At 72.2% G+C, this 21,061-nt stretch carries 23 protein-coding genes and 1 pseudogene; 10 read left to right on the top strand and 14 right to left on the bottom strand.

Translation table 11 applies throughout. The features are described 5' to 3' along the window. The first annotated feature begins 237 nt into the window (after positions 1 to 237). Together MQE23_RS40665 and MQE23_RS40660 are read left to right on the top strand one after the other, a co-directional pair. Positions 238 to 870 carry a LysE family transporter gene (locus MQE23_RS40665; protein WP_243381799.1) on the top strand — a complete coding sequence of 211 codons (633 nt, stop codon included), beginning with the start codon at positions 238 to 240 and terminating at the stop codon, positions 868 to 870. 102 nt (positions 871 to 972) lie between these two features. Beyond that, on the top strand, positions 973 to 1,422 hold the full coding sequence (locus MQE23_RS40660) for a nitroreductase family deazaflavin-dependent oxidoreductase (protein WP_243381797.1): 450 nt from the start codon (positions 973 to 975) through the stop codon (positions 1,420 to 1,422). Between the two features lie 402 nt (positions 1,423 to 1,824). Here MQE23_RS40660 and MQE23_RS40655 read toward each other — a convergent pair whose 3' ends face one another. Beyond that, on the bottom strand, positions 1,825 to 2,871 hold the full coding sequence (locus tag MQE23_RS40655; RefSeq protein ID WP_243382918.1) for a cation diffusion facilitator family transporter: 1,047 nt from the start codon (positions 2,869 to 2,871) through the stop codon (positions 1,825 to 1,827). Between the two features lie 34 nt (positions 2,872 to 2,905). Between MQE23_RS40655 and MQE23_RS40650 the strand changes: the two genes are divergently transcribed. Beyond that, positions 2,906 to 3,931 carry a glutathione S-transferase C-terminal domain-containing protein gene (locus MQE23_RS40650; RefSeq protein ID WP_243381796.1) on the top strand — a complete coding sequence of 342 codons (1,026 nt, stop codon included), beginning with the start codon at positions 2,906 to 2,908 and terminating at the stop codon, positions 3,929 to 3,931. A 38-nt stretch (positions 3,932 to 3,969) separates the two neighbouring features. After that, a complete protein-coding gene (locus MQE23_RS40645; protein ID WP_243381794.1) occupies positions 3,970 to 4,269 on the top strand; it encodes a DUF4235 domain-containing protein in 300 nt (99 codons plus the stop codon). An 88-nt stretch (positions 4,270 to 4,357) separates the two neighbouring features. Here the strand turns inward: MQE23_RS40645 and MQE23_RS40640 are convergent, their stop codons facing one another. Both MQE23_RS40640 and MQE23_RS40635 read right to left on the bottom strand, forming a co-directional pair. Then, positions 4,358 to 4,750, bottom strand: a complete 393-nt coding sequence (locus MQE23_RS40640; protein WP_020274282.1) for a VOC family protein — start codon at positions 4,748 to 4,750, stop codon at positions 4,358 to 4,360. 79 nt (positions 4,751 to 4,829) lie between these two features. Then, the gene (locus tag MQE23_RS40635; RefSeq protein ID WP_020274283.1) at positions 4,830 to 5,294 is read right to left on the bottom strand and encodes a pyridoxamine 5'-phosphate oxidase family protein; all 465 of its coding nucleotides are present in this window, start codon (positions 5,292 to 5,294) and stop codon (positions 4,830 to 4,832) included. Positions 5,295 to 5,603: 309 nt separating this feature from the next. Between MQE23_RS40635 and MQE23_RS40630 the strand changes: the two genes are divergently transcribed. Beyond that, on the top strand, positions 5,604 to 6,635 hold the full coding sequence (locus tag MQE23_RS40630; RefSeq protein WP_243381792.1) for a 7-epi-alpha-eudesmol synthase: 1,032 nt from the start codon (positions 5,604 to 5,606) through the stop codon (positions 6,633 to 6,635). Positions 6,636 to 6,677: 42 nt separating this feature from the next. On the opposite strand, the gene MQE23_RS40625 is transcribed toward MQE23_RS40630, so the two are convergent. The 6 genes from MQE23_RS40625 to MQE23_RS40600 all read right to left on the bottom strand — a co-directional run bounded on the left by MQE23_RS40625 (position 6,678) and on the right by MQE23_RS40600 (position 12,214). After that, positions 6,678 to 7,928 (bottom strand): cytochrome P450, encoded by a 1,251-nt coding sequence (locus tag MQE23_RS40625; RefSeq protein WP_020272090.1) that lies wholly within the window; start codon positions 7,926 to 7,928, stop codon positions 6,678 to 6,680. Continuing rightward, on the bottom strand, positions 7,925 to 8,530 hold the full coding sequence (locus MQE23_RS40620; RefSeq protein WP_029181224.1) for an ATP/GTP-binding protein: 606 nt from the start codon (positions 8,528 to 8,530) through the stop codon (positions 7,925 to 7,927). The genes MQE23_RS40625 and MQE23_RS40620 overlap by 4 nt, the downstream gene beginning before the upstream one ends. Beyond that, positions 8,511 to 8,882, bottom strand: a complete 372-nt coding sequence (locus tag MQE23_RS40615; RefSeq protein ID WP_037668707.1) for a DUF742 domain-containing protein — start codon at positions 8,880 to 8,882, stop codon at positions 8,511 to 8,513. The genes MQE23_RS40620 and MQE23_RS40615 overlap by 20 nt, the downstream gene beginning before the upstream one ends. Continuing rightward, positions 8,879 to 9,289 carry a roadblock/LC7 domain-containing protein gene (locus tag MQE23_RS40610; protein ID WP_003994857.1) on the bottom strand — a complete coding sequence of 137 codons (411 nt, stop codon included), beginning with the start codon at positions 9,287 to 9,289 and terminating at the stop codon, positions 8,879 to 8,881. The genes MQE23_RS40615 and MQE23_RS40610 overlap by 4 nt, the downstream gene beginning before the upstream one ends. 5 nt (positions 9,290 to 9,294) lie before the next feature. Next, complete coding sequence (locus tag MQE23_RS40605; protein ID WP_243381791.1) at positions 9,295 to 11,019, bottom strand: ATP-binding protein; 1,725 nt, start codon at positions 11,017 to 11,019, stop codon at positions 9,295 to 9,297. Between the two features lie 250 nt (positions 11,020 to 11,269). Then, a complete protein-coding gene (locus MQE23_RS40600) occupies positions 11,270 to 12,214 on the bottom strand; it encodes a helix-turn-helix domain-containing protein (protein ID WP_037668711.1) in 945 nt (314 codons plus the stop codon). A 71-nt stretch (positions 12,215 to 12,285) separates the two neighbouring features. On the opposite strand from MQE23_RS40600, the gene MQE23_RS40595 reads away from it, so the two are divergent. Continuing rightward, the gene (locus MQE23_RS40595) at positions 12,286 to 13,236 is read left to right on the top strand and encodes an NADP-dependent oxidoreductase (protein ID WP_037668713.1); all 951 of its coding nucleotides are present in this window, start codon (positions 12,286 to 12,288) and stop codon (positions 13,234 to 13,236) included. 117 nt (positions 13,237 to 13,353) lie between these two features. Here MQE23_RS40595 and MQE23_RS40590 read toward each other — a convergent pair whose 3' ends face one another. Further along, positions 13,354 to 14,460 carry an NAD(P)-dependent alcohol dehydrogenase gene (locus tag MQE23_RS40590; protein WP_020272096.1) on the bottom strand — a complete coding sequence of 369 codons (1,107 nt, stop codon included), beginning with the start codon at positions 14,458 to 14,460 and terminating at the stop codon, positions 13,354 to 13,356. A gap of 24 nt (positions 14,461 to 14,484) precedes the next feature. After that, complete coding sequence (locus tag MQE23_RS40585; RefSeq protein WP_243381789.1) at positions 14,485 to 15,939, bottom strand: aldehyde dehydrogenase family protein; 1,455 nt, start codon at positions 15,937 to 15,939, stop codon at positions 14,485 to 14,487. 103 nt (positions 15,940 to 16,042) lie between these two features. On the opposite strand from MQE23_RS40585, the gene MQE23_RS40580 reads away from it, so the two are divergent. The 3 genes from MQE23_RS40580 to MQE23_RS40570 all read left to right on the top strand — a co-directional run bounded on the left by MQE23_RS40580 (position 16,043) and on the right by MQE23_RS40570 (position 17,880). Next, positions 16,043 to 16,480: a MarR family transcriptional regulator gene (locus MQE23_RS40580; protein ID WP_020272098.1), complete on the top strand. Its 438-nt coding sequence runs from the start codon at positions 16,043 to 16,045 to the stop codon at positions 16,478 to 16,480. 248 nt (positions 16,481 to 16,728) lie between these two features. Continuing rightward, the gene (locus tag MQE23_RS40575; protein ID WP_020272099.1) at positions 16,729 to 17,109 is read left to right on the top strand and encodes an anti-sigma factor antagonist; all 381 of its coding nucleotides are present in this window, start codon (positions 16,729 to 16,731) and stop codon (positions 17,107 to 17,109) included. 108 nt (positions 17,110 to 17,217) lie between these two features. Continuing rightward, positions 17,218 to 17,880 (top strand): DUF4230 domain-containing protein, encoded by a 663-nt coding sequence (locus MQE23_RS40570; protein WP_037668715.1) that lies wholly within the window; start codon positions 17,218 to 17,220, stop codon positions 17,878 to 17,880. On the opposite strand, the pseudogene MQE23_RS40565 reads toward MQE23_RS40570, so the two are convergent. The 3 genes and pseudogenes from MQE23_RS40565 to MQE23_RS40555 all read right to left on the bottom strand — a co-directional run bounded on the left by MQE23_RS40565 (position 17,881) and on the right by MQE23_RS40555 (position 20,282). Next, positions 17,881 to 19,645 (bottom strand): annotated as a pseudogene (locus tag MQE23_RS40565) (complex I subunit 5 family protein). After that, entirely contained in the window at positions 19,645 to 20,103 is a 459-nt protein-coding gene (locus MQE23_RS40560) for a monovalent cation/H+ antiporter complex subunit F (RefSeq protein ID WP_243381787.1), read from the bottom strand. Before MQE23_RS40560 ends, MQE23_RS40565 begins: the two are co-directional and overlap by 1 nt. Next, complete coding sequence (locus MQE23_RS40555) at positions 20,100 to 20,282, bottom strand: hypothetical protein (RefSeq protein ID WP_020272104.1); 183 nt, start codon at positions 20,280 to 20,282, stop codon at positions 20,100 to 20,102. Before MQE23_RS40555 ends, MQE23_RS40560 begins: the two co-directional genes overlap by 4 nt. Before the next feature lie 207 nt (positions 20,283 to 20,489). Between MQE23_RS40555 and MQE23_RS40550 the strand changes: the two genes are divergently transcribed. Next, positions 20,490 to 21,035 (top strand): VanZ family protein, encoded by a 546-nt coding sequence (locus MQE23_RS40550; protein ID WP_037668717.1) that lies wholly within the window; start codon positions 20,490 to 20,492, stop codon positions 21,033 to 21,035. The last annotated feature ends 26 nt before the right edge of the window (positions 21,036 to 21,061 follow it).

The following is a 21,061-nucleotide window of genomic DNA, read 5'->3' as shown; positions in this document are numbered from 1 at the left end:
GAACGCCGTCTTCCCGTTCGAACGCCGCGGCGTCGGGGGCCGCAGCGGGAGCCGGCCCCTTACCGGAAGCGGGGGTGCGCCGGTGCCGGTTCGAAAACCGGTTGCCGGTGGACGGGACAGGCCCCAGGATCCAGCCATGTCTGCGTTCGCCGTCCTCCTGCCGCTGTCCGCCGCCGCTCCCGCCGCGCGCCGACAGCAGCGGTCCGGCCGCCGTGGAGGGCCGACGCCGCCGCGGTCATGACGGCCGCGCTCCTCGCGGGGCTGCTCGCCGGGTACGGCATCGCCGTCCCCGTCGGCGCGGTCGGGACGTACCTCGTCTCCCTCACCTCCCGTACGTCCCTGCGCACCGGTGTCTGCGCGGCGCTCGGCGTCGCCACCGCCGACGGGCTGTACGCCCTCGCGGCCACGCTCGGGGGCACGGCCCTGGCCGGTGCGCTGCGGCCGGTGCTCGGGCCGCTGCGGTGGGTCTGTGTCCTGGTGCTGCTCGCGCTGGCGGCCTGGGGCGCGGTCACCGCCGTTCGCGAGTACCGCGGCCACCGGCTCCCCACGCGGACGGTCCCCGCTCCCCCGGGGCCCGCCCGGGCCTACCTGGGGCTGCTCGGCGTCACCCTCCTCAACCCCACCACCGTGATCTACTTCGCGGTACTCGTGCTCGGCTCCCGGGCTGCGGGCCCGTCCGGCCCCCTGGAGCAGGGCGTCTTCGTGCTCGCCGCCTTCGCCGCCTCGGCAAGCTGGCAGGTGCTGCTCGCCGGGAGCGGAGCCCTGCTGGGGCGGGCGCTGACCGGCCACCGGGGCCGGCTGGGGACGGGGCTGGTGGCGAGCGCGGTGATGACGGTCCTGGCCGTGCGGATGGCGATGGCGCCCGGGTGAGACGCGCGGGTCGGCCGGGATCTGTCGCGGTGCGGATGATTCGCGGGCGTATCGGTGTTGAAGGCGGATGCCGGTCAGCCGCGACACGATGGGACGGATGCCATGCCTCTCCAGGGCGAGTACGAACCCAGCCCGACACAGTGGGTGCGCAAGCAGGTGGAGCTGTACGAGAGCTCCGGCGGCACAGAGGGCACGACCCTCCAGGGCTCGAAGATGCCGGTGGTCGTCCTGACCTCACGGGGTGCCCGGAGCGGCAAGCTGCGCAAGACGCCGGTGATGCGGGTGGAGCACGAGGGGCGTTACGCCGCGGTCGCCTCCCTCGGCGGCTCACCCAAGCACCCGGTCTGGTACTTCAACATCAAGGCCGATCCGCACGTGGAGCTCCAGGACGGTCCGGTGAAGCAGGACATGATCGCCCGGGAGGTCACGGGCCAGGAGAAGGCCGACTGGTGGGAACGCGCCGTCGCGGCGTATCCGCCGTACGCCGACTACCAGAAGAAGACGGACCGGGAGATCCCGGTGTTCGTGCTGGAGCCGGCTGACGGCGGGTGACGCGGGAGACGTTCGGGCGCGCCCCCGGGTGCACTCCGGCCGGGTGAGGGTGGGCCTTCCGGGCGGGCCGACAGCGGCCAGGCACCCGGTCTCCGGCCGAAGGCGGGCGAAGCGGCCCTCGCCCGCCCGCCGGACACGGGACGCCGACCGCCCGCCGGACACGGGAGCCCAACCCCCCGGTGAGACCCGGAACGCCGCACGCCGCCGGGGCCCGCGAAACGCCGCCCCTGCGGCGAGGCACCGGAACTCCGGGTTCTCCCCCCCCGTAGTCGCTTCCTCCGGACCCGCCGGAACGACGACCGCACGGAGCGGGCCGGAGGAGCCTGCCGCCCCGTCCGGGTGGTCGGCGAAAAAACTTCCCCGAGGGCGTGCATGAACCGTCGGCGACGGGGCACGCGTGGGTCAGGCCCCGCCGCGTTCCCCCGTCGCGGCGGGGCTTTCTGCTGCCTCCTCCGCGCGACGGTCGGTGACATCGAGGAAGATCTGGTCGGCCTCGGGGACCGTCCGGGCGATGGAGCGCTTGATGCGCACGGCGACGTCCTCGACGCGCTCGCTGTCCAGACCGGGCACGAGGTCGACGCGGGCGGCCACGAGGGCCGAGTCGAGGCCCGTCTTCATGGTGAACAGGGCCTCCACGCTGTCGATCTCCGGCTGTGCCCGCAGCAACTCCCGGATCTTCCCGCTCGCCTCCCGGTCGGCCGCCTCCCCGATCAGCTGGTCGCGGGCGTCCCGGCCCAGCCGGTAGGCGACGTAGACCAGCAGCGCGCCGATCGCCAGGGACGCGGACGCCTCCCACACCACCTGGCCCGTGACCATGTGCAGCGCCATGCCGGCGATGGCCAGCGTGACGCCGAGCACCGCCGTGCCGTCCTCGGCGACGACCGTACGCAGGGCGGGGTCGCGCATCCCGGCGCGCGCGCCGCCCTGCCGGCGCACCTGGTACAGCGCCCGCAGCAGAGAGGCGCCCTCCGCGAGGAGGGCGATACCGAGCACGACCAGACCGGCCACATAGCCGCCGAATTTCTCCTCCCCTCCGCTCACGAGGGCCTCGATGCCCTGGAAGAAGGAGAAGCACCCGCCCATGACGAAGATCCCGACGGCCGCGAGGAGCGACCAGAAGAACCGCTCCTTGCCGTAGCCGAAGGGGTGACGCCGGTCGGCGGGGCGGCGGCTGCGGCGCAGTGCCGCCAGTAAGAACACCTCGTTCATGCTGTCGGCCACCGAGTGGGCCGCCTCCGACAGCAGTGCCGGTGATCCCGCGGCCAGGCCGCCGACCGCCTTGGCTGCCGCGATCACCAGATTGGCAGCGAGCGCCACCAGCACGGTGACGCGTGTCCTCCGATCAGATCCTTCTGCACTCACCCACGCCGATTGCCCCGGTCGGCGGTGCTCACACCGTGCCGTCGGCGGAAAAAGGGGAACGCGTTCACCAGGACACACGCACGACAAGCAGGCCACACGCACGCCGAAGGAGGTCATCCCGATGAGCCGCGACGACGGCGACGACGGCAACAGCGCCTACGGAAGGAGCAGGTTCAAGCGGTCCAAGGCGCATTTCACGGACCGGATCACCGCCGACGGCCGGGACGGCTGGCCGGTGGAGGCCGGCCGCTACCGTCTGGTCGTCAGCCGCGCCTGCCCGTGGGCGAGCCGGTCGCTGGTCTCCCGGCGGCTGCTCGGCCTGGAGGACGCGCTGTCCCTGGCCGTCGCCGACCCGATCCAGGACGACCGCAGCTGGCGCTTCACGCTGGACGAGGACGGCCGCGACCCGGTCCTCGGCATCCGCTATCTGAGTGAGGCGTACGACCGCCGGGAGACGGACTACCCCGGCGGGGTCAGCGTGCCGGCGATGGTGGACGTGCCCAGCGGAAAGCTGGTCACCAACGACTACCAGCAGCTGACGCTCGACCTCGCGACCGAATGGACGGCCCTGCACCGACAGGGCGCGCCCGACCTGTACCCGGACAAGCTGCGCGACGAGATCGACGAGGTGATGGCGGACGTCTACGAGGACGTCAACAACGGCGTGTACCGGGCGGGTTTCGCCACCGGGCAGGAGGAGTACGAGACCGCCTGCGCGGCCGTGTTCCGGCGGCTGGAGCTGCTCGCGGACCGGCTGGAGCGGCAGCGGTACCTCGTCGGCGACACCATCACCGAGGCGGACATCCGGCTGTTCACCACGCTGGTCCGCTTCGACGCGGTCTACCACGGTCACTTCAAGTGCAACCGCTGGAAACTGACGGAGAACCGGGCGCTGTGGGGATACGTCCGGGACCTCTACCAGACGCCCGGCTTCGGGGACACCGTCGACTTCGACCACATCAAGCGCCACTACTACCAGGTGCACACGGGCATCAACCCGACCCGCGTCGTGCCGCTGGGCCCGGACCTGTCCGGCTGGCTGACCCCGCACCACCGCGAGGAGCTGGGCGGGCGGCCGTTCGGTGACGGTACGCCGCCCGGGCCGGTACGCGCCGAGGAGCGGGTCCCGGCAGCCCACACCCCCTGACCACCACCGTCCACCCCTCACCGACCAAGGAGATTCACGTGGCCAAGAAGAAGAAGAAGCTGCCCTTCGCCTACCAGCCCCTCGGGTTCGTGCTGGGCTGGTCGAGCGGTTGGCTGGCCGGGCTGGCCTTCCGCAAGACATGGATGGCGATCCGTCACGAGGAAGACGCGCCCGACGCGCTGGACAAGGACCGCGGCTGGGGGGAGATCCTGCTGGCCGCCGCGGTCCAGGGCGCCATCTTCGCCGTGGTGCGCAGCGCCGTGGACCGCGCGGGCGCCAAGGCCATCGAGCGCTCCACCGGCACCTGGCCGGCCGGGGAGAAGGGCGGCCGCGACTGAGAACGGCACGGCCCCGCCCGCCGGTGCGGCGGGCGGGGCAGGACCGCCTGCGCGGGTATCGCGCGCCCCGCGCCCTCCGCCGCCCCGGTCAGCCCTGCTTCGGTGCGGTCGGTGGGGTGCGGCGCAGGGTGAAGGAGTGGCCTGCCGGGTCGGCGTAGCCGCGCTCCTCCAGGGGGCCCGAGGCCTCCTTGGCCTCCAGGGGGCGGCCGCCGAGAGAGATGACCCGGCGTTCCACCGCGTCGAGGTCGTCCACCACGAACTCCAGGTGGGCCTGGAGGGAGTTCTCGGGGCGGGGCCAGCTGGGCGGGGTCGCGTTGACGTCCCGGCGCAGGGCGATGCGGAAGCCGTCCGCGCCCTTGATCTCCACCCGGTTGGCGGTCGCGTCCGCCTCCTCCCCCTCCAGCAGCTCCTTGTAGAACACGGCGAGCTTCTCGGGCTCGGCACAGTCGAGCACCAGGACACCCGCTTTCACCAGTGCCATGTCTCCTCCGCAGGATTCCGGCCGCGGGGCGGTCGTGCCCCGCGGACCCGTACCTTGCGGTTATCCCGGCCGGGCCGATTCAGTCGGCCGTCAACCACCGTCCGTCGCGCATGAGTTCGCGGCCGTCCAGCTCGTCGGCCTCCCGCCAGGCCTGTACGCGCTGCGGCACGACGCGGAAGTAGAGGTACGGCGTGGCCAGCCGGCGCGGGTCGAACCCGGTCTTGGCTGCGAAGAGTTCGGCGTCCTGCTCGGTCAGGTCGGAGGGCTGGACGGTCTCGACGGAGCCGTCGACCAGGACGACGTCACGGGTCGGTCCGATTCCGACGCGGGCCCGTCCGGTCGCCGCCAGATTCCGTCCGGTGGGGCTCGACGCGGGGGTGGCGAACAGCAGGTACGAGCCGTTCCACAGGAACGACAGCGGGACGAGGTACGGCGTCCCCGACGCGCTGCCGGCCGTGGCGACCCAGGCGTCCACGTCGTGCTCCAGACGGTGCAGGGTGTCCTTCTTGCGCTGCTCAGCGCTGCGTACGGGTGCGGACGTCATCGTCGGCAGTCCTCCTGAAACGTGGTCGACGGACGCCTACCAGTGTGACGTTCCGAGGCTGCGCAGGCCCGCCGGACAAGCAGATGCCGGGTGAGGGAGGAGGGAGTGTACGCAGCTCAAGCGGTTTGGGCAGTAACGGAGATCACGGCAGGGTCACGGAATGGCTGATTCCCGCCCTGGGCAGCCTCGTACCGCTTCTCGGTTCAACTTTCGGACTGCGAAGCCGAGTTCGAGTGTGCGGGCGGTCCACGGCGCCGTCCGTTCGCAGGGGTGGGGGGACTCTGCGGTCCGTCTCCCGAAAGGAAGCACATGCCTCAGGACGTCCGGTTCGACCTCCCCTTCGACACCCCGGTCAGCGAGCATCTGGAGTACGCCCGGGCACGCCATCTGCGCTGGGTGTGGGAGATGCGCCTGGTCCGCAGCCGGGACGGGTTCGAGGAGTACAAGTCCTGGGACCTGCCTCAGGCCGCCGCGCGCACCTATCCGCACGCGTCGGCGGACGACATGGTCGTCCTGATGAACTGGTTCTCGCTGGCCTTTCTCTTCGACGACCAGTTCGACGCCAGCCGGCCCGACCGCGCCGACCGCATAGCGGAGGTCGCCCGGGAGCTGATCGTCACTCCCCTGCGACCGGCGGGCAGTCCGCCCCGGGTGGTCTGCCCGATCACCCTGGCGTGGGCGGAGGTCTGGAAACATCTCTCGCATGGCATGTCCCTGACATGGCAGACGCGGTTCGCCGCCTCGTGGGGGCGGTTCCTGGTCGCGCACTGCGAGGAGGTCGACCTGGCGGCCCGGGGTCTGGAGGGCACGCTCGGGCTCGACGAGTACGCCGAGTTCCGGCGCCGTACGGTCGGCATCCACCACAGCATCGACGCGGGCGAGCGCAGCCGCGGCTTCGAGGTGCCCGCTCAGGCCATGGGGCATCCGGTGATGGAGCGGATGCGTGACCTGGCCGCGGACACCATCGGCTTCATGAACGACATCCACTCCTTCGAGCGGGAGAAGCGGCGCGGCGACGGCCACAACCTGATCGCCGTGCTGCGCCGGGAGCGGGGCTGCTCCTGGCAGGAGGCCACCGACGAGGCGTACCGGATGACGATCGCCTGTCTCGACGAGTACCTCGAACTCCAGGAGCGCGTCCCGCAGATGTGCGACGAACTGCGGCTCGACGAGGCGGAGCGCGACCGGGTGCGGATGGGGGTCGAGGCCATCCAGCACTGGATCAACGGCAACTACGAGTGGGCGCTGACCAGCGGCCGTTACGCGGCGGCGAAGGAGGGCGCGGTGGCGACGGCCGAGCTGGCCGGGCGGGGCTCGGTGGACGACCTGCTGACCGTGTGACGACGGGCCGGTGCCCGGCCGGACATCCGGCCGGGCACGGCGTCAGACGGGGAACTCGACCGGCAGGCTGTCCAGCCGCGACTCCCACGTGGAGGCGGTCGAGGTGAGCTCCTCCGGGGGCACGGCCAGGGTCAGGCCCGGCAGGCGGTGCAGCAGGACGTCCACGGCGATCTCGATGATGGACTGGCCGATGCTCTGCCCGGGGCACTCGTGCGGACCGGAACTGAACGCCAGATGCGCCTGGTTGCCCTGGACCGAGACGCCGGTGTCCGGCCGGATCTCCGGGTCGGTGTTGCCCGCCGCGAGGCCGAGGACCAGCAGGTCGCCCTCCTGGATCTGGTGGCCGCCGAGTTCCAGGTCGCCGGCGGCGAACCGGCCCGGCAGCACGGCCAGCGGAGGGCTGTTCCACATGACCTCCTCCACCACGGCCGAGATGTTCAGCTGCCCGCTGATCAGACCGGAGAGCCGGGCGGTGTCGGTGAGGATCAGCTGGAGGACCCGGGCCAGCAGGTTGCTGGTCGTGGTGTGCGCTGCGATCAGCACCAGGCGCAGATGGCTGACCACCTCCTCCTCGTCGAGGCCGGCCGCGTGCCCGAGCAGGGCGGTGGTGAAGTCACCACCGGGCTCGGCCCGCTTGCGCTCGGCCAGTTCCCCGAGGATCGCCATGATGCGGTCGTTGTGCGCGAGGGCGTCCTCACCGCCCTTGAGGACCTGGGCGCAGGACTCGACCAGGTCCCGCCCCTCCGCCTCGGGCAGCCCGAGGATGCGGGAGAGGACGAGCATCGGCAGGTACTCGGCGTAGTCGGACACGAGGTCGGCGCGTCCGGTGTCCGCGAACGCGTTGATCTGCTTGTTCGCGAAGTGGGTCGCGTGGCGCCGGATGCCCCGGGCCGAGGCCGCCTGGAGTCCGTCGGTGACGGCGGCCCGCAGCCTGCGGTGCGGCTCGCCGTCCTGGGAGACGCAGTCCGGCCGCCAGCCGAGCATCGGGATCAGCGGCGAGGTCTCCTCGACGCGCCCCTGCGCCCAGTCCCGCCAGATCCGCGCGTCCCGGCTGAACTGGCGGGGGTTGTCGAGCACCCGGCGGTTGTCGCGGTAGCCGAGGACCAGCCAGGCGGCCACGTCGCCTTCGAGCAGGACCGGCGCGACCGAGCCGTGCTCCTTGCGCAGCCGCTCGTAGATACCCACCGGATCCGTCGAGGCCTCCGGCCCGTAGAGCCGGGTGAGTTCGGACGCGTGGTGGGCGACGGGGCAGCCGCTCGGTGCCTGGAGGGGGTTTTCGGTCTGATCGTTCATCGGGGCTCCAGGGCCACGGCCGAGCGTTCCTTCAGGTGGTGGATCAGGGCGACGAGGACGTCACGGCTGGAGGCCCGGTCGCGGGCGTCGAAGGCCACGACCGGGGTGTGCTCGGGGATGTCCAGGGCGTCCCGGATCTCCTCGACCGGATAGTTCCGGGAGTCCGGGAAGACGTTCAGCGCGACGACGAAGGGGACGTCCTGCCGCTCCATCTCCTCGATCGCCCGGAAACTGGATTCCAGGCGGCGCGTGTCCACCAGGACGATCGCGCCGAGCGCACCCTTGAACAGCCCGTTCCACAGGAACCAGAACCGCTCCTGGCCCGGCGTGCCGAACAGGTACAGCACCAGGCTCTCGTTGATGCCGATCTTGCCGAAATCCAGGCTGACGGTGGTCTGCGTCTTGTCGGCTACACCGATGAGGTGGTCGACGTCGACGCTGGCCTGGGTGAGGGTCTCCTCGGTGGTGAGCGGCTTGATGTCGCTGACCGACCGGACCATGGTGGTCTTCCCGGTGCCGAACCCGCCGGCGATCATCACCTTCACCGAGCGGGTGTCCCCGGCCGCCCGCCCTCCGGGTTGGTCAAAGCCTTTCAAGTCCACTGAGTACCTCCTCAAGGAGCGCGAGGTCGGGCCCGCGGCCGGCGTCGTGCGCCGGGATGGGATCACGGGCTTCGACACGACCTGCGTCCAGCAGGTCCGACAGCAGCACCGCGAGAATGTTGAAGGGCAGCCCGAGGTGGGCGCCGAGTTCGGCGACCGACAGCGGATCGCGGCAGCGCCGGAGGATCTCCTCGTGCTCGTGCTGCATGCCCGGTAACGGGGCGGCGCGGGAAACGACGAGAGTCGCCACGTCGAGGCTCGACGCCGAACCGCCCGGTCCGCTGCGCCCTCCCGTGAGGACGTAGTAGCGCTCGAGACCGGACGGGTCCGACGGCCTGCGGGGAGCACTCATCCAGAGTGCTCCTCCAGGCGCGGAGTGGTGCCGAGGAGCTCACCCATCCTGCGGGCCAGGTCCCTCATCTGGTGTCCGAGCAGGCCCTGGTCGAGGCCCTCCCTGGCGAGGACACCGAGGTACGTCTCCACACCGGCGCGGACGACGAAGAGGTGCCCGCCGTCGACCTCGATCATCGCGAGGCGCAACTGCCCGGCGTACTTGGGGAACTGTTCGGCGACCGGCTGGGCCAGGGCCTGGAGGCCGGCCACCACCGCGGCGAAGCGGTCGACGTCGTCGGGGTCTTCGGCGCCGTAGGAGGTGATGGCCTTGCCGTCGCTGGAGGCCACGAGGGCGAAACGGATCTCCTGGATGCTCTCGACGAGATCGCGGAGCGCCCAGCTCACATCTGTTCCTTGCTGCGTCATGAGGACTAGTCGCTCTCTTCGGTGCGGTGCTCGGTGGACTCGCGTCCGGCGGGGGTCTCGCGGTCGTCGGCCGCCTGGGAAGCCGCTGCGGCGTCGCGTCCGGCGGTGGCGAAGGCCGCGAGGCCGGAGAAGGAGGCGTCCGGCGGAACGGCGGAGACGGTGCTCCGGTCGGTCCGCTCGGCCTGCCTGGGCGCGTCCGTCTCGTTCCGCTTGCTGCGGCGCCGGGGCAGTCCGCCGGGTGTGGTCTCCACGTTTTCCGTCTGCGCGGCCGCCGCCGGTGCGGTGACCGTCTCGCGGGCCGGGGCGGCCGAGGCGGTGCGCGTCTCCGGGGCGGGCGCGGCCTGCGCGGCCGGGGCCGCGGGCAGCGGGCTGAAGTACTTGTGGGGGACCACGACCACCACGGAGGTGCCGAGCCAGGGCGAGTCCGCGAAGGTGACCCGGATGCCGTAGCGGCGGGCGAGGGCGCCGACGACGCGCAGGCCGATGCTGGCGTCCTCGGTGATGCCGCCGAGGCCCGCGCCGGGCGCGGTGCCCGCGAGGGCGTGCTCGGCCTCGCGCTTCTTCTCCTCGCTCAGGCCCTTGCCGGAGTCCTGGATCTCGATGCCGACGCCGTTGGGGACCTCCTTGCCGGAGATGAGCACCGGCTCGGTGGGCGGCGAGTAGCGGGCCGCGTTGTCCAGGAGGTGGGCGAAGATCAGCGTCAGGTGGTCCACCAGTCCGCCGTCGACGCCGAGTTCGGGCAGGTGGCGCACCTGGACGCGGTGGAAGTCCTTGATGCGGCCGATGCCGCCGCGCACCACGCTCAGCAGCCGCTGCGGTTCCTGCCACTGGCGTCCCGGGCGGTCCGAGCCGCCGAGCACACCGATGCTCGCGGCGAGCGAGTCGGCGGGGCCGAGTTCCTGGTCGAGCTCCATCAGGCCGCGTGCGACGGCCGGGAGCCTGCCGTGCTCGCCCTGCATCTCGTGCAGCCGGCCGCGCAGCTTGCTGGTCAGGACGTGGATGCGGTTGCCGATGCTGATCACGGCCTGCTCGGCGGTGGTGGAGCGGTCGAACTCCGCCTCCAGGCCGATCAGGGCGGTGCGCAGCAGCTTGCGCAGTTCGGCCTGGAGGTCGGCGCTGACCTTCGCGCACTGGTTGACGGTCGGCAGGACGTCGTCGATGGCCTCGCCGGAGCGCAGCTTCTCCATGGCGTCGGGCAGCTGCTCGTCGGCGAGCCGGGCGACCGCGGCGAGCTGGTGGGAGAGCTGCTCCTGCCAGACCTCGGCCTGGTCGGCGAGCTGGGCCTCGTAGGACCTGGCCTGCTCGGTCAGCCGTTCCTCGTAGGCCCGGGAGCGGTCGGCGAGCTCCGACTCGTACGTGGCGCTCTGCTCGGCGAGACGCCGCTCGTACGAGGCGTTCTGCTCGGAGAGCTGGGACTCCAGGGTGGCGCGCTCGGCGGAGAACTTCCGTTCCAGGCCCGCGACATGCTGCTGCCACTGCTGGTTGTGCTCGGCCTGCGTGGTGCGGAAGGAGCCCTCCGCCCGGTGCAGTTGGGCGCGGGTACGCAGCAGCAGGCGTACGCACGCGGCACCGGCCGCCGTCGCCGCGACACCGGCGACGGCCGTGGTTATTCGCTCCGAGCTCATGAACGTGGCGGCAACGGTCCCGCCTCCCAAGCCCAGCGGCATCAACCACCAGCTGTACCAGGCGACAGGGGCCCGCGCCGCCGGTGGCGGAGTGGCGAGTTCCATCTGCATCCTTCGAGGCAACACGATCGAACAGGGGGGTGTGGACCGCACTCATGAGTACGCACCGCGAGTCGACCGGACGCGATCGCGTCAACTCGCAGCGCCGTTCGGAACCTTATCGGGTTTGAACCCGAGAGGATCAACCTCGTCCCCTTGGCGGAGGTGAGGGTTCCATCACGCTCCGACAGGAAGCAACAGGTCGACAAATGGCTTTGCTGCCCGCCCAGTTGAGCGGATGCCTGGCGGGGCCGGGTCAGCGGGTGGTCTGGAACGTGCGGCGGTAGGCCTGCGGGGTCACCCCGATCGCCGCGTTCAGGTGCTGGCGCAGGGAGGCGCCGGTCGCGAAGCCGACCCGGCCCGCGATCTGGTCGACCGTGAGATCGCTGGACTCCAGCAGATGCCGGGCCCGGGCCACCCGCTGCTGGATCAGCCAGCGGCCGGGGCTGAGACCCACCTCGTCGTGGAAGCGGCGGGCGAAGGTGCGCAGGCTCATCCGGGCGTGGCCGGCGAGGTCGGCCAGGGTGAGCGGTTCGCCGAGGCGTTCCAGGGCCCATGAGCGGGTGGCCGCGGTACTCGCGGCGCCCTGTTCGGGGACGGGCTGTTCGATGTACTGGGCCTGGCCGCCGTCCCGGAACGGCGGGACCACGCAGCAGCGGGCGACGGTGTTGGCCAGGCGGCTGCCGTGGTCCTTGCGGACCAGGTGCAGGCAGACGTCCACGCCGGAGGCGGCTCCGGCGGAGGTGAGGACCGGGTGGTCGTCGACGAACAGCACGTCCGGGTCGAGGTCGACGTGCGGGAACATGCGGCGGAAGCGGTCGGCGACCTGCCAGTGGGTGGTCGCCCTGCGACCGTCGAGGAGCCCGGCGGCGGCGAGGACGAAGGCGCCGGTGCAGATGGAGACGATGCGCGTCCCGGGGCGGATGAGGGCGAGCGCGGCCAGGACGTCGCCGGGCACCTCGTCGCTCAGGTGGGCGGGGGCGACGGGCGCGATCACCACGGTGTCGGCGGTGGCCAGGGCCTCGGGGCCGTGCTCCACGGTGACGCCGAAGTCCGCGTTCGTCCGCACCGGACCGCCGTCGACCGAGCAGGTCAGCACCTCGTACCGGCCGTCGGCCGCGCCCAGGATCCGGCTGGGGATGCCCAGTTCGAACGGGTACACGCCGTCCAGGGCCAGGACCACCACTCGCTCACGTCGCATGGCACGATCCTATCGAAGGTTGACCATCCTGCCATTGGCGGGCCGGGCGCGGGCGGGCACGCTGGATGACCATGAGCACACAGAACACGATGCGAGCCATCAGCCAGGACGTCCTCGGCGGTCCCGAGGTCCTGAAGGAAGTGGAAGTCGAGCGCCCGGCGCCCCGGCCGAACGAGGTGCTGGTCCGGGTGCGGGCCGCCGGGGTCAACCCGACCGACTGGAAGCACCGCGCCACGGGCGGCTTCCTGGGCGAGCCGCCCTTCGTCCTCGGCTGGGACGTCTCCGGGGTGGTGGAGGCGGTCGGCATCGGCGTCGCGGCGTTCGCACCGGGTGACGAGGTCTTCGGCATGCTGCCGTATCCGTACGGGCACGGCTCGCACGCCGAGTACGTCATCGCCCCGGTGCGGGCCCTGGCCCGCAAGCCGGCCGGGATCGACCACGTCCAGGCGGGCGCGCTGCCGCTGGTGTCGCTGACCGCGTGGCAGGCGCTCGTCGAGCACGCGGACCTGAAGTCCGGGCAGCGGGTGCTGATCCACGCCGCGGCGGGCGGGGTCGGGCATGTGGCGGTGCAGATCGCGAAGGCGCGCGGCGCGTACGTGATCGGCACGGCGAGCGCGGGCAAGCACGAGTTCCTGCGCGGGATCGGCGTGGACGAGACGGTGGACTACCGGGAGGCGGACTTCGCCGAGGCCGTGAAGGACGCCGACGTCGTCCTGGACACGATCGGCGGGGACACCGCCCTGCGCTCACTGCGCGTGCTGCGCCCGGGCGGTGTCGTGGTGTCGATCCTGCCGGGAGGCTCGGACGACTTCTACGAGGAGGCCGAGCGGCTCGGTGTACGCGCGGTCCGGATGCTGGTCGACGCCGACCGCGCCGGTATGGAGACGGTCGCGGAACTCGCCGAAACGGGCAGGCTCCGCGCCACGATCGCCGGAACCTTCCCGCTGTCCGCCGCCGCGCAGGCCCACGCCTCGGGCGACACGGGCCGGACGACGGGCAAGCTGGTCCTGGTGAACGACTGAGGCGAGAGGCCCCAGAGGGGCGCGGGGAACTGCGCGACAAGTCACGGCAAAGCCGCACACGCCGGTCCACCGCGCCCCCCGAGCTCTCATGCGAACCGGCCATGAAGGCCGGCCGCGTCAGAACATCAGAACCGGCTTGATCGTCTTGCCCGACCTCATGTCCTGGACCGCGCGGTCGATGTCCCCGAAGGGATACGTACCGATCAGCCGGTGCAGCGGCAGCCGGCCGTCCTTCACCAGGCGGACCAGCGCGGGGATCATGGTCTGGGTCTCGCTGTCTCCGAGGGTGAGGCCCACGATCCGCTTGCCGCCGAGCAGTCCGTTGACGTCCAGGGCGACCTCGGTGCCGAAGGGCGGGGCGCCGACCACGACCAGGGTGCCGCGGGCGGCGAGCGCGTCGACGCCCTGGCGCAGGACGCCGACGTTGCCCGTGGTCTCCACGACACCGTCCGCGCCCTGGCCGCCGGTGATCTCGGCGAGGGCCGGGGCGAGGTCCGTCCCGCTCGTGTCGACGGTGTGCGTGGCGCCCAGTTCCGTCGCCAGGGAGAGGCGTTCGGCGACCCGGTCGACGGCGACGATCCGCGTGGCCGGGGTGAGGGCCGCCGCCATCACGGCCGACAGGCCGACCGCCCCGGCGCCCAGGACGACGACCGTGCTGCCCGTGTCCGGCTTCAGGACGTTCCAGACGGCACCCACACCCGTCTGTACGCCGCAGCCCAGCGGGGCGATGGACTCCAGCGGCACGTCCGGGTCGACCTTGACGAGGCTGCGCTCGTCCGCCAGCGCCCGCTCGGCGAAGGAGGACTGGCCGAAGAAGTGCCCGCCCAGGGCCTGGCCCTCGCGGCTGATGGTGTTCGTGCCGTCGGCCCGGCTGCCGCCGAGCAGATTCAGCGGCAGCCAGGTCGCGCAGTACGCGGGGTGCCCGCCGCGGCAGTTGCGGCAGTCCCCGCAGGAGGTGAAGGAGAGCAGGACGTGGTCGCCGGGCGTGACGCCGGTGACGGCGGAGCCGACGGCCTCGACGACGCCCGCGCCCTCGTGGCCGAGGACCCCGGGCAACGGGAAGGGCAGTCCGCCGCTCGCCACACCGAGGTCGGTGTGACACAGGCCGGTGGCGACCATGCGGACCAGCGCCTCGTGCGGGCCGGGTTCGTCGAGGACGACGTCGGAGAGGGTGAAGGGCGCGCCGCCGGTCTCGACGACCGCGGCACGGGTGGTGGTGGGCATCGCAAGAACTCCTTGACGACTGTCTCAGTCGAGCGAGACGACGACGGACTTGACCTTGGTGTAACCGGCGAGGGCCTCGGGCCCGTACTCGCGGCCGTAGCCGGAGTCCTTCACGCCGCCGAAGGGCACCGCGGGGTCGAGCATCGCCCAGTCGTTGACCCAGACGATGCCGGCCTGGAGCCGGTCGGCGACCCGGTGCGCGCGGGCGAGGTTGGTGGTCTGGACGCCCGAGGCCAGGCCGTAGGGCGTGGAGTTGGCTAGGGCGACGGCCTCGTCCTCGTCGTCGAAGGGCTGCACGGTGAGGACCGGGCCGAAGATCTCCTCCTGGATCACCCGGGAGTCGTTGGACAGGTCGGCGATGACGGTCGGCTTGTAGTAGTAGCCGCCGTCCAGGTCGAGCCGCTCCCCGCCGCAGACGATCCGGGCGCCCTCCTTGCGGGCCAGGGCGACGTACTCCTCGACCTTCTTCAGGTGCTTCTCGGCCGCCATCGGGCCGATGACGGTGGCCGGGTCGCGCGGGTCGCCGACCGGCACACCGGGCACGGCATCAGCGAGGATGCCGAGCAGCGTGGGGTACACCGAGCGGGCCACCAGCAGGCGCGGTCCGCCCATGCAGAACTGGCCGGTGTTGAAGACGAAGCCCTTGATGACCGCGCCCACCGCCTTCTCCAGGTCGGCGTCCTCGAAGACGAGGTGGGCCGCGTTCCCGCCGAGCTCCATGGTGACCGGCTTGAGGGCCTCGCCGGCGACGCTCGCCACGTGCCGGCCGATCGCGGTGGAGCCGGTGAAGGCGACCTTGTCGACACCGCGGTGGCGCAGCAGCGCCTCGCCGGCCACCGGGCCGCTGCCGGTCACGACGTTGACCACGCCGTCGGGCACCCCCGCCTCCTGGAACAGCCGGGCCATGTACAGGGCGCTCAGCGGGGTCTCGTCGGCCGGCTTGTGGACGACGGTGTTGCCGGCCGCCAGCGCGGGGCCGAGCTTGCTGCCTGCGAGGATCAGCGGGAAGTTGAACGGGGTGATCGCGGCGACCACGCCGAGCGGCTCGCGCCTGGTGTAGGCGAGGGCGTTCATGGGGGTGTCGCGCAGGGCGCCGTCCTGGCTCTGGGCGAGGTTGGCGAAGTACTCGTAGTCGTTGGCCGCGTTCGTCACGTCGACCGCGCCGCACAGTGTGATCGGCTTGCCGACGTCGAGGCTCTCCAGTGCGGCGATCTCGTCGGCGTTCTCACGGATCAGCTGGGCGACGCGGTGCAGCACCCGGCCACGCTCGCGGCCGCTCAGGCCGGACCAGGCGCCGTCGTCGTAGGCCTCGCGGGCGGCCCGCACGGCCGCGTCGACGTCGGCCGGGCCCGCCTCCGCGACGGTGGTGACGACCGTGCCCCGGGACGGGTCGACCACCTCGGTACGCGCTCCGTCGGCGGCCTCGCGCCACCGTCCCCCGATGAACAGCTGTCCGGGTTCCCTCTCGAAGGTGGTCATCGCCGCTCCTCAGCGTCGTCGCCAAGATTTCAACAAACAGGATTCCTGTTGGTTCGCAGTCTCATTACAGACAGGTTTCCTGTCAATGCTCTAACCTGCATCCATGCTCGAGGCACAGGTGACCAAGGCGCCCCCTTCCCTGCTCTACATGGTCAAGCAGGTGGAGCTCGTCGTGCGCTCCCACCTGGACGACCTGGTCAGACCCTCCGGGATCACCGCTCTGCAGTACACCGCTCTGACCGTCCTGGAGCGGCACGACGGACTGTCGGCGGCCCAGCTGGCGCGCGACTCCTTCGTCACCGCGCAGTCCATCGCCGACCTCGTCCGCTCCCTGGAGGGCCGCGGGCTGGTGCGCCGGGAGCGCAACCCCCGCAACCGCCGCGAGCTGCTGATCCTGCTCACCGACGCCGGGCGGGAGCTGCTCTCACAGTACGCCGGGCCCGTCCGGGAGCTGGAGGAGCGAATGGTGCGCGACCTCACGGCACACCAGACCGAGCAGTTCCGCCAGGCCCTGATCAAGGCCTGGCACGCCCTTTCGTAGCACGGGGACGTCCTGTCGCAACCCGGAGACGCCCTGTCGGAGCCCGAGGCGCACGCCGGGAATCACGCCCGCGCATGCCCCCGCGCACGCCCCCGCGCGAACCTCGGCCAACTCGGCCGCAATTCAGAGACATATGTCAATCGAACATGCTCAAATTCACTCGTTGGAGGGTAACTTGCAGGGCGGGGAACGGTTCTGAGGACCGCGGCCCCTCCCCACGCACGGAGCAGGCTGGAGGCGATCTCGTCGTGCGGCAGGAACCTGCACCGCTCACCCGGCATCTGCGCGTCCGCCAGGAACGGGGACACACGGTGCTGGAGTTCCGTGGCGAGATCGATCTCGCCGCGGCCACGGAGATCGCCCCGCACCTGGACCGGGAGACGAACCGCCGCGCCGCCCGGGTCGTGATCGACCTCAGCCGGATCGAGTTCTTCGACTGCTCGGGCCTGCGGCTGCTGTACCGGGCCAGGAGCCGGGTGCTCGACCGGGACGGGCAGCTCCTCCTCGTCTGCGCCCACCCGCTGACGCTGCGCGTCCTGCGGATCACCGGCCTGTCCCGGCTGCTGCCCCCGCAGCCGACGCTGGACGCGGCCCTGGAGCAGCCGGAGGCCGCGTCCGGCCCGGTGTGATGCCCGGGTGCGCCCTCCCGTGCTTCCGCTGACGTCCTCCCGTCCTCAACCCGCCGGTCTGGCAAGGCCCGTGGCGGGCATCCGGACAGTAGGAAGGAGGGCCGTCGCATGACGACTCCCGTCAAGCGTCTCCCCCGGCGCGTGCCCGGCTGGGCGAAGGTCGTGGGCGCGCTCGTGCTGGTGCTCGTGGTGTTCTTCGCCGGGATCCGGCTGAGCGTGATCCCGGGCCTGAAGGACCTGTTCGGCACCGAGACCCACGACCGGTCCGGCCCCGCGCTGCTGAAGTCCATCCAGGACCTCAGCCGTTACGACGCCGCCTCCGGCAACTTCCAGGTCGTCGTGGACCTGGAGAAGGACGCCAAGTTCCTCCCCGACGCGATCCGCGGGACCCGCACCCTGTACGTCGGTGCGGGCACCGTCGACGCCTACGTCGACCTGGGCAAGGTCGGCGACGACGACGTGCAGGTCAACGGCGACCGCACGTCCGCCACGCTCCGGCTGCCGCACGCGCGACTGGGCAAGCCGGCCCTGGACCCCGACCGTTCCTACGCGGTCTCCAAGCAGCGCGGTCTCTTCGACCGCCTCGGCGACCTCTTCTCGGACAATCCCAACGGCGAACAGGCCGTGCAGAAACTCGCGGTACGGCACATCGGCGACGCGGCGAAGGAGAGCGAGCTGACCGCCCGCGCCGAGACCAACACCAGGGGCATGCTCGAAGGCCTGCTGCGTTCCCTGGGCTTCAAGGAGGTGCGCGTCTCGTACGGGAACTGATCAGCTCCCGAGGACCCCGGGCAGGGCCAGCGCGCCCAGCAGCGTGGTGCCCACCAGCAGCCACGCCACGTAGTCCCCGACGTGCCCGGACTGCAGGCGCCGCAGCGGCAGCGCCCGGTCCGGCGCGGCGAGCAGCCGCGGCCGGGTGACGGCCACCGCCGCGAGGGCGAGCGCCAGCGCGGTGGAGGCGAGGCCGAGCAGGACGCCGGGCGGGGTCCAGTGCACGGAGACGTGCACCAGGCCGCCGGTTCCGGCCTCCTGCACGGCGTGACCCACCGCGCCGCCGAAGCCGGGGACCACACCGACGGCGAGGGATCCGGCGAGCAGCACCGCCGGGACCGCCGTCATGGTGTCCGGGATCCGGCTCAGCCGCTGCCGGGTCTCGGGCTCCTCGCCCGGAGCCGGTCGTCTCGTACGCGTCCCCTTCCTCCGGCCTGGGGCCGAGGCCGAGGAACACGCGCGCGGCGACCCGCAGAACCGCCCCGGCGGTCACCGCGCTCGCCAGGACGTACAGCACGGTGAGCGGGCCGCCCACGGCCTCCTCCGTGACCGACTTGCCGAGCACCGTGCCGAAGGGCGGCAGCCCGGCGAGGCCGAGACCGCCCAGGGCGAACAGGACGGCCACTCCGCGCAGCCGCCGCGCCCGGCCGTACAGCGCGTGCTCGTCGACCGAGCCGTACCGGTCGAGGAGGATGCCCGTGCAGGCGAACAGCGCCGCCTTCACACCGGCGTGCCCGAGGATGTACAGGGCGACCCCGTCGTCCGCCTCCGGGGTGAGGGTGCCGATGCCGGTGAGGAACAGCCCCATGTGGGCGACGGTCGAGTAGGCCAGCAGCCGTTTGACGTGCCGCTGGTACCAGCACATGACCGCGCCGACGACCGCCGTCAGCACGCCGAGTGCCACCAGGGCCCGCTCCACGTCGGCGGCGGGCAGCCCGCCCGGTCCGGAGAAGACGGTGTCGTGGACCCGCCACACGCCGAAGGCGCCGAGCTCCACCATGACGCCCGACAGCAGCATGCAGACGGGGGTGGGGGCCACCGCGTGCGCGTCCGGCAGCCAGAAGTGGAACGGGACGGCGGCGCCCTTGACCAGCAGCCCGGTCAGGACCAGGACGAATCCCGCGAGGACCAGCGCGTCGGGCGGGCCGTGCACGTCCAGCTCCTGCCCGATCCGCGTCATGCCCAGCTCGCCGGTGCGGGCGTACAGCAGCCCGATGCCCATCAGCATCGCGTACGCGCCCAGCGAGTTGACGACACCGAAGGTCAGCGCGCCCTGCACGGCCCGGGCCTCCTCGACCCGGTGGCCGGTCAGCGCGTAGGCGACGACGCTCATCAGCTCGAACCACACGAACGCGTTGAACAGGTCGCCCGCCATCGCGAAACCGCACATGCCCGCCTGGAAGAGCAGCAGCAGCGCCGGGAACGATCCGGGATGCCCGCGCGGCGGTTCCTCGAAGTAGTGCCATGAGTACACCAGGGCGGCCCGGGTCAGCGTCGAGGCGAGCGCTGCCATGCCGAGCCCCGGCCCGTCCCCCACCAGGACGATCCCGACGCTCTCGCCGCGCACGGGCACCCAGCCGCCCACCCACTCCACCTGCGGTGGCAAGGAGTCGAGCAGGAGCACGACCGCGAGGGCCGCGGTTGCGGCGGAGACCGCGCAGCCGGCGGACTCGGCGACGGCCCGGGGCACTCGGCGGCCCCCGGCGGCCAGCAGGGCGGCACCGAGCAGCGGGACGGCGACGAGGAGCGGCAGCAGGTGGTGCATCAGCCGCGCAGCTCGGAGAGTTCGTCGGGGTCGACGGTGCCGTGCCCGCCCCCGACGAGGTTGCCGCCGATCAGCAGGGCTCCCGTCACCAGGAGCTTGGCCATCGCCCGGCCCGGCCCGGTGACCGCGCACAGCGCCAGCACGACCACGGCTCCGAGGCCGGCCGCCGCCCAGGTCACGCCCCGGGCGCGGGGCGGGTCCTCGGCCAGTTCCGCGGCGAGCAGCCGGGCGAAGACGAGCGTGCCGACCGGGCCGAGCAGGGCGAGAACCAGGGCGAGATCGACGTAGGAGGGGCGGTCGTAGCCCTGGGCGAGGAGCAGCAGCCCCGGGCAGGCCACCGCGGTGGACAGGTTCTGGGCGACGACCCGGCGCCGCAGCGGTCCGGTGGCGACGCCCCACAGGGCCGCCGTCAGGCCTGCGGCGAGGGTGAGCGTCGCGGCAAGGATCCAGCCGTTCACCGTCCGGTCACCGCCCGTCGCGCGGCGCGCGCCGCGAGCGCCCCGAGGAGGGCCGCGCCCGCGCCGACCGCGAGTTCCAGCGGGTCGACGGTGGTGACGAACACCAGCCACAGCGCGGTGAGCGCGGCCCACCACAGCGGTACCTCGGCCACGGCGAGGAGCGTCGTGCGCCGGTTCACACGCCACCTCCACGGGCGCTGATCGTTGTGGCGGTCATCCAAGCACCGCCCCGGCTGCGGGACGCGACGGCGCGCGGCGGCTCCCAGGGCGGAGTGCCCCGGCGGAAGGCGGGGAAACCGTGGCTGGGAACGGCCCCCGGCGGCATCGTCGGGGCGCCCGTGGGTAACCGCCTTATCACGCAGGGAAGTTGAAGACTGGAGGACACAATGGCCGGTGCAGCCTCACGTCCCCGTACGGCCGGCTCCGGCCGCGAGCGACGCCAGTTGCCGCTGCCCGTCCGGCTGCTGGCGATGCTGTGCGCCTTCACGTTCATGGTGGCCTTCGCCGTGGTGCTGGCCCGGCTCACGCTCCAGCCCTCGCCCGCGTCGGAGGCGCTGACCCACACCAATCTTCATCCGGGCCGCTCGCTGAGGGCCTATCTCGACCAGCCGGAACTGCGGGACGCCGTCCGGCAGATCGGCGGCAACATCCTGCTGGGCGTCCCCTTCGGCGTGCTCGTGCCCGTCGTCGCCCCGCGCACGCGCGGCATCCTGCGCGTGCTGCTGCTGACCGCCGTGGTGATGCTGCTGGTGGAGTTCGCCCAGGGCGCGCTGGTCACCGGCCGCGCCTTCGACATCGACGACGTCATCCTGAACACCGCGGGCGCGCTGATCGGTTACCTGCTCCTGGGCCGCCGGCTGAGCCGCGTGGTCCACGCGCGCGGGCCGCGCCGCGGCCGGGCGGGGCGGAAGCCGGCGCCCGGGAAGTCCTAGCGCACGGTCGAAGCCTGGTGCACGGT

It is taken from the genome of Streptomyces sp. HP-A2021, from assembly GCF_022807935.1.
GTDB classification, from domain to species: Bacteria; Actinomycetota; Actinomycetes; order Streptomycetales; family Streptomycetaceae; genus Streptomyces; species Streptomyces afghaniensis.
This window is presented reverse-complemented; position numbering and strand designations above follow the sequence as displayed.

What these genes read in the sequence shown, in the direction of transcription:
- MQE23_RS40665 (WP_243381799.1), top strand. Translation starts at nt 238, where the DNA reads ATGACGGCCGCGCTCCTCGCGGGGCTGCTCGCCGGGTACGGCATCGCC.
- MQE23_RS40660 (WP_243381797.1), top strand. Translation starts at nt 973, where the DNA reads ATGCCTCTCCAGGGCGAGTACGAACCCAGCCCGACACAGTGGGTGCGC.
- MQE23_RS40650 (WP_243381796.1), top strand. Translation starts at nt 2,906, where the DNA reads ATGAGCCGCGACGACGGCGACGACGGCAACAGCGCCTACGGAAGGAGC.
- MQE23_RS40640 (WP_020274282.1), bottom strand. Translation starts at nt 4,750, where the DNA reads ATGGCACTGGTGAAAGCGGGTGTCCTGGTGCTCGACTGTGCCGAGCCC.
- MQE23_RS40635 (WP_020274283.1), bottom strand. Translation starts at nt 5,294, where the DNA reads ATGACGTCCGCACCCGTACGCAGCGCTGAGCAGCGCAAGAAGGACACC.
- MQE23_RS40630 (WP_243381792.1), top strand. Translation starts at nt 5,604, where the DNA reads ATGCCTCAGGACGTCCGGTTCGACCTCCCCTTCGACACCCCGGTCAGC.
- MQE23_RS40625 (WP_020272090.1), bottom strand. Translation starts at nt 7,928, where the DNA reads ATGAACGATCAGACCGAAAACCCCCTCCAGGCACCGAGCGGCTGCCCC.
- MQE23_RS40615 (WP_037668707.1), bottom strand. Translation starts at nt 8,882, where the DNA reads ATGAGTGCTCCCCGCAGGCCGTCGGACCCGTCCGGTCTCGAGCGCTAC.
- MQE23_RS40610 (WP_003994857.1), bottom strand. Translation starts at nt 9,289, where the DNA reads ATGACGCAGCAAGGAACAGATGTGAGCTGGGCGCTCCGCGATCTCGTC.
- MQE23_RS40605 (WP_243381791.1), bottom strand. Translation starts at nt 11,019, where the DNA reads ATGGAACTCGCCACTCCGCCACCGGCGGCGCGGGCCCCTGTCGCCTGG.
- MQE23_RS40600 (WP_037668711.1), bottom strand. Translation starts at nt 12,214, where the DNA reads ATGCGACGTGAGCGAGTGGTGGTCCTGGCCCTGGACGGCGTGTACCCG.
- MQE23_RS40595 (WP_037668713.1), top strand. Translation starts at nt 12,286, where the DNA reads ATGAGCACACAGAACACGATGCGAGCCATCAGCCAGGACGTCCTCGGC.
- MQE23_RS40590 (WP_020272096.1), bottom strand. Translation starts at nt 14,460, where the DNA reads ATGCCCACCACCACCCGTGCCGCGGTCGTCGAGACCGGCGGCGCGCCC.
- MQE23_RS40585 (WP_243381789.1), bottom strand. Translation starts at nt 15,939, where the DNA reads ATGACCACCTTCGAGAGGGAACCCGGACAGCTGTTCATCGGGGGACGG.
- MQE23_RS40580 (WP_020272098.1), top strand. Translation starts at nt 16,043, where the DNA reads ATGCTCGAGGCACAGGTGACCAAGGCGCCCCCTTCCCTGCTCTACATG.
- MQE23_RS40570 (WP_037668715.1), top strand. Translation starts at nt 17,218, where the DNA reads ATGACGACTCCCGTCAAGCGTCTCCCCCGGCGCGTGCCCGGCTGGGCG.
- MQE23_RS40550 (WP_037668717.1), top strand. Translation starts at nt 20,490, where the DNA reads ATGGCCGGTGCAGCCTCACGTCCCCGTACGGCCGGCTCCGGCCGCGAG.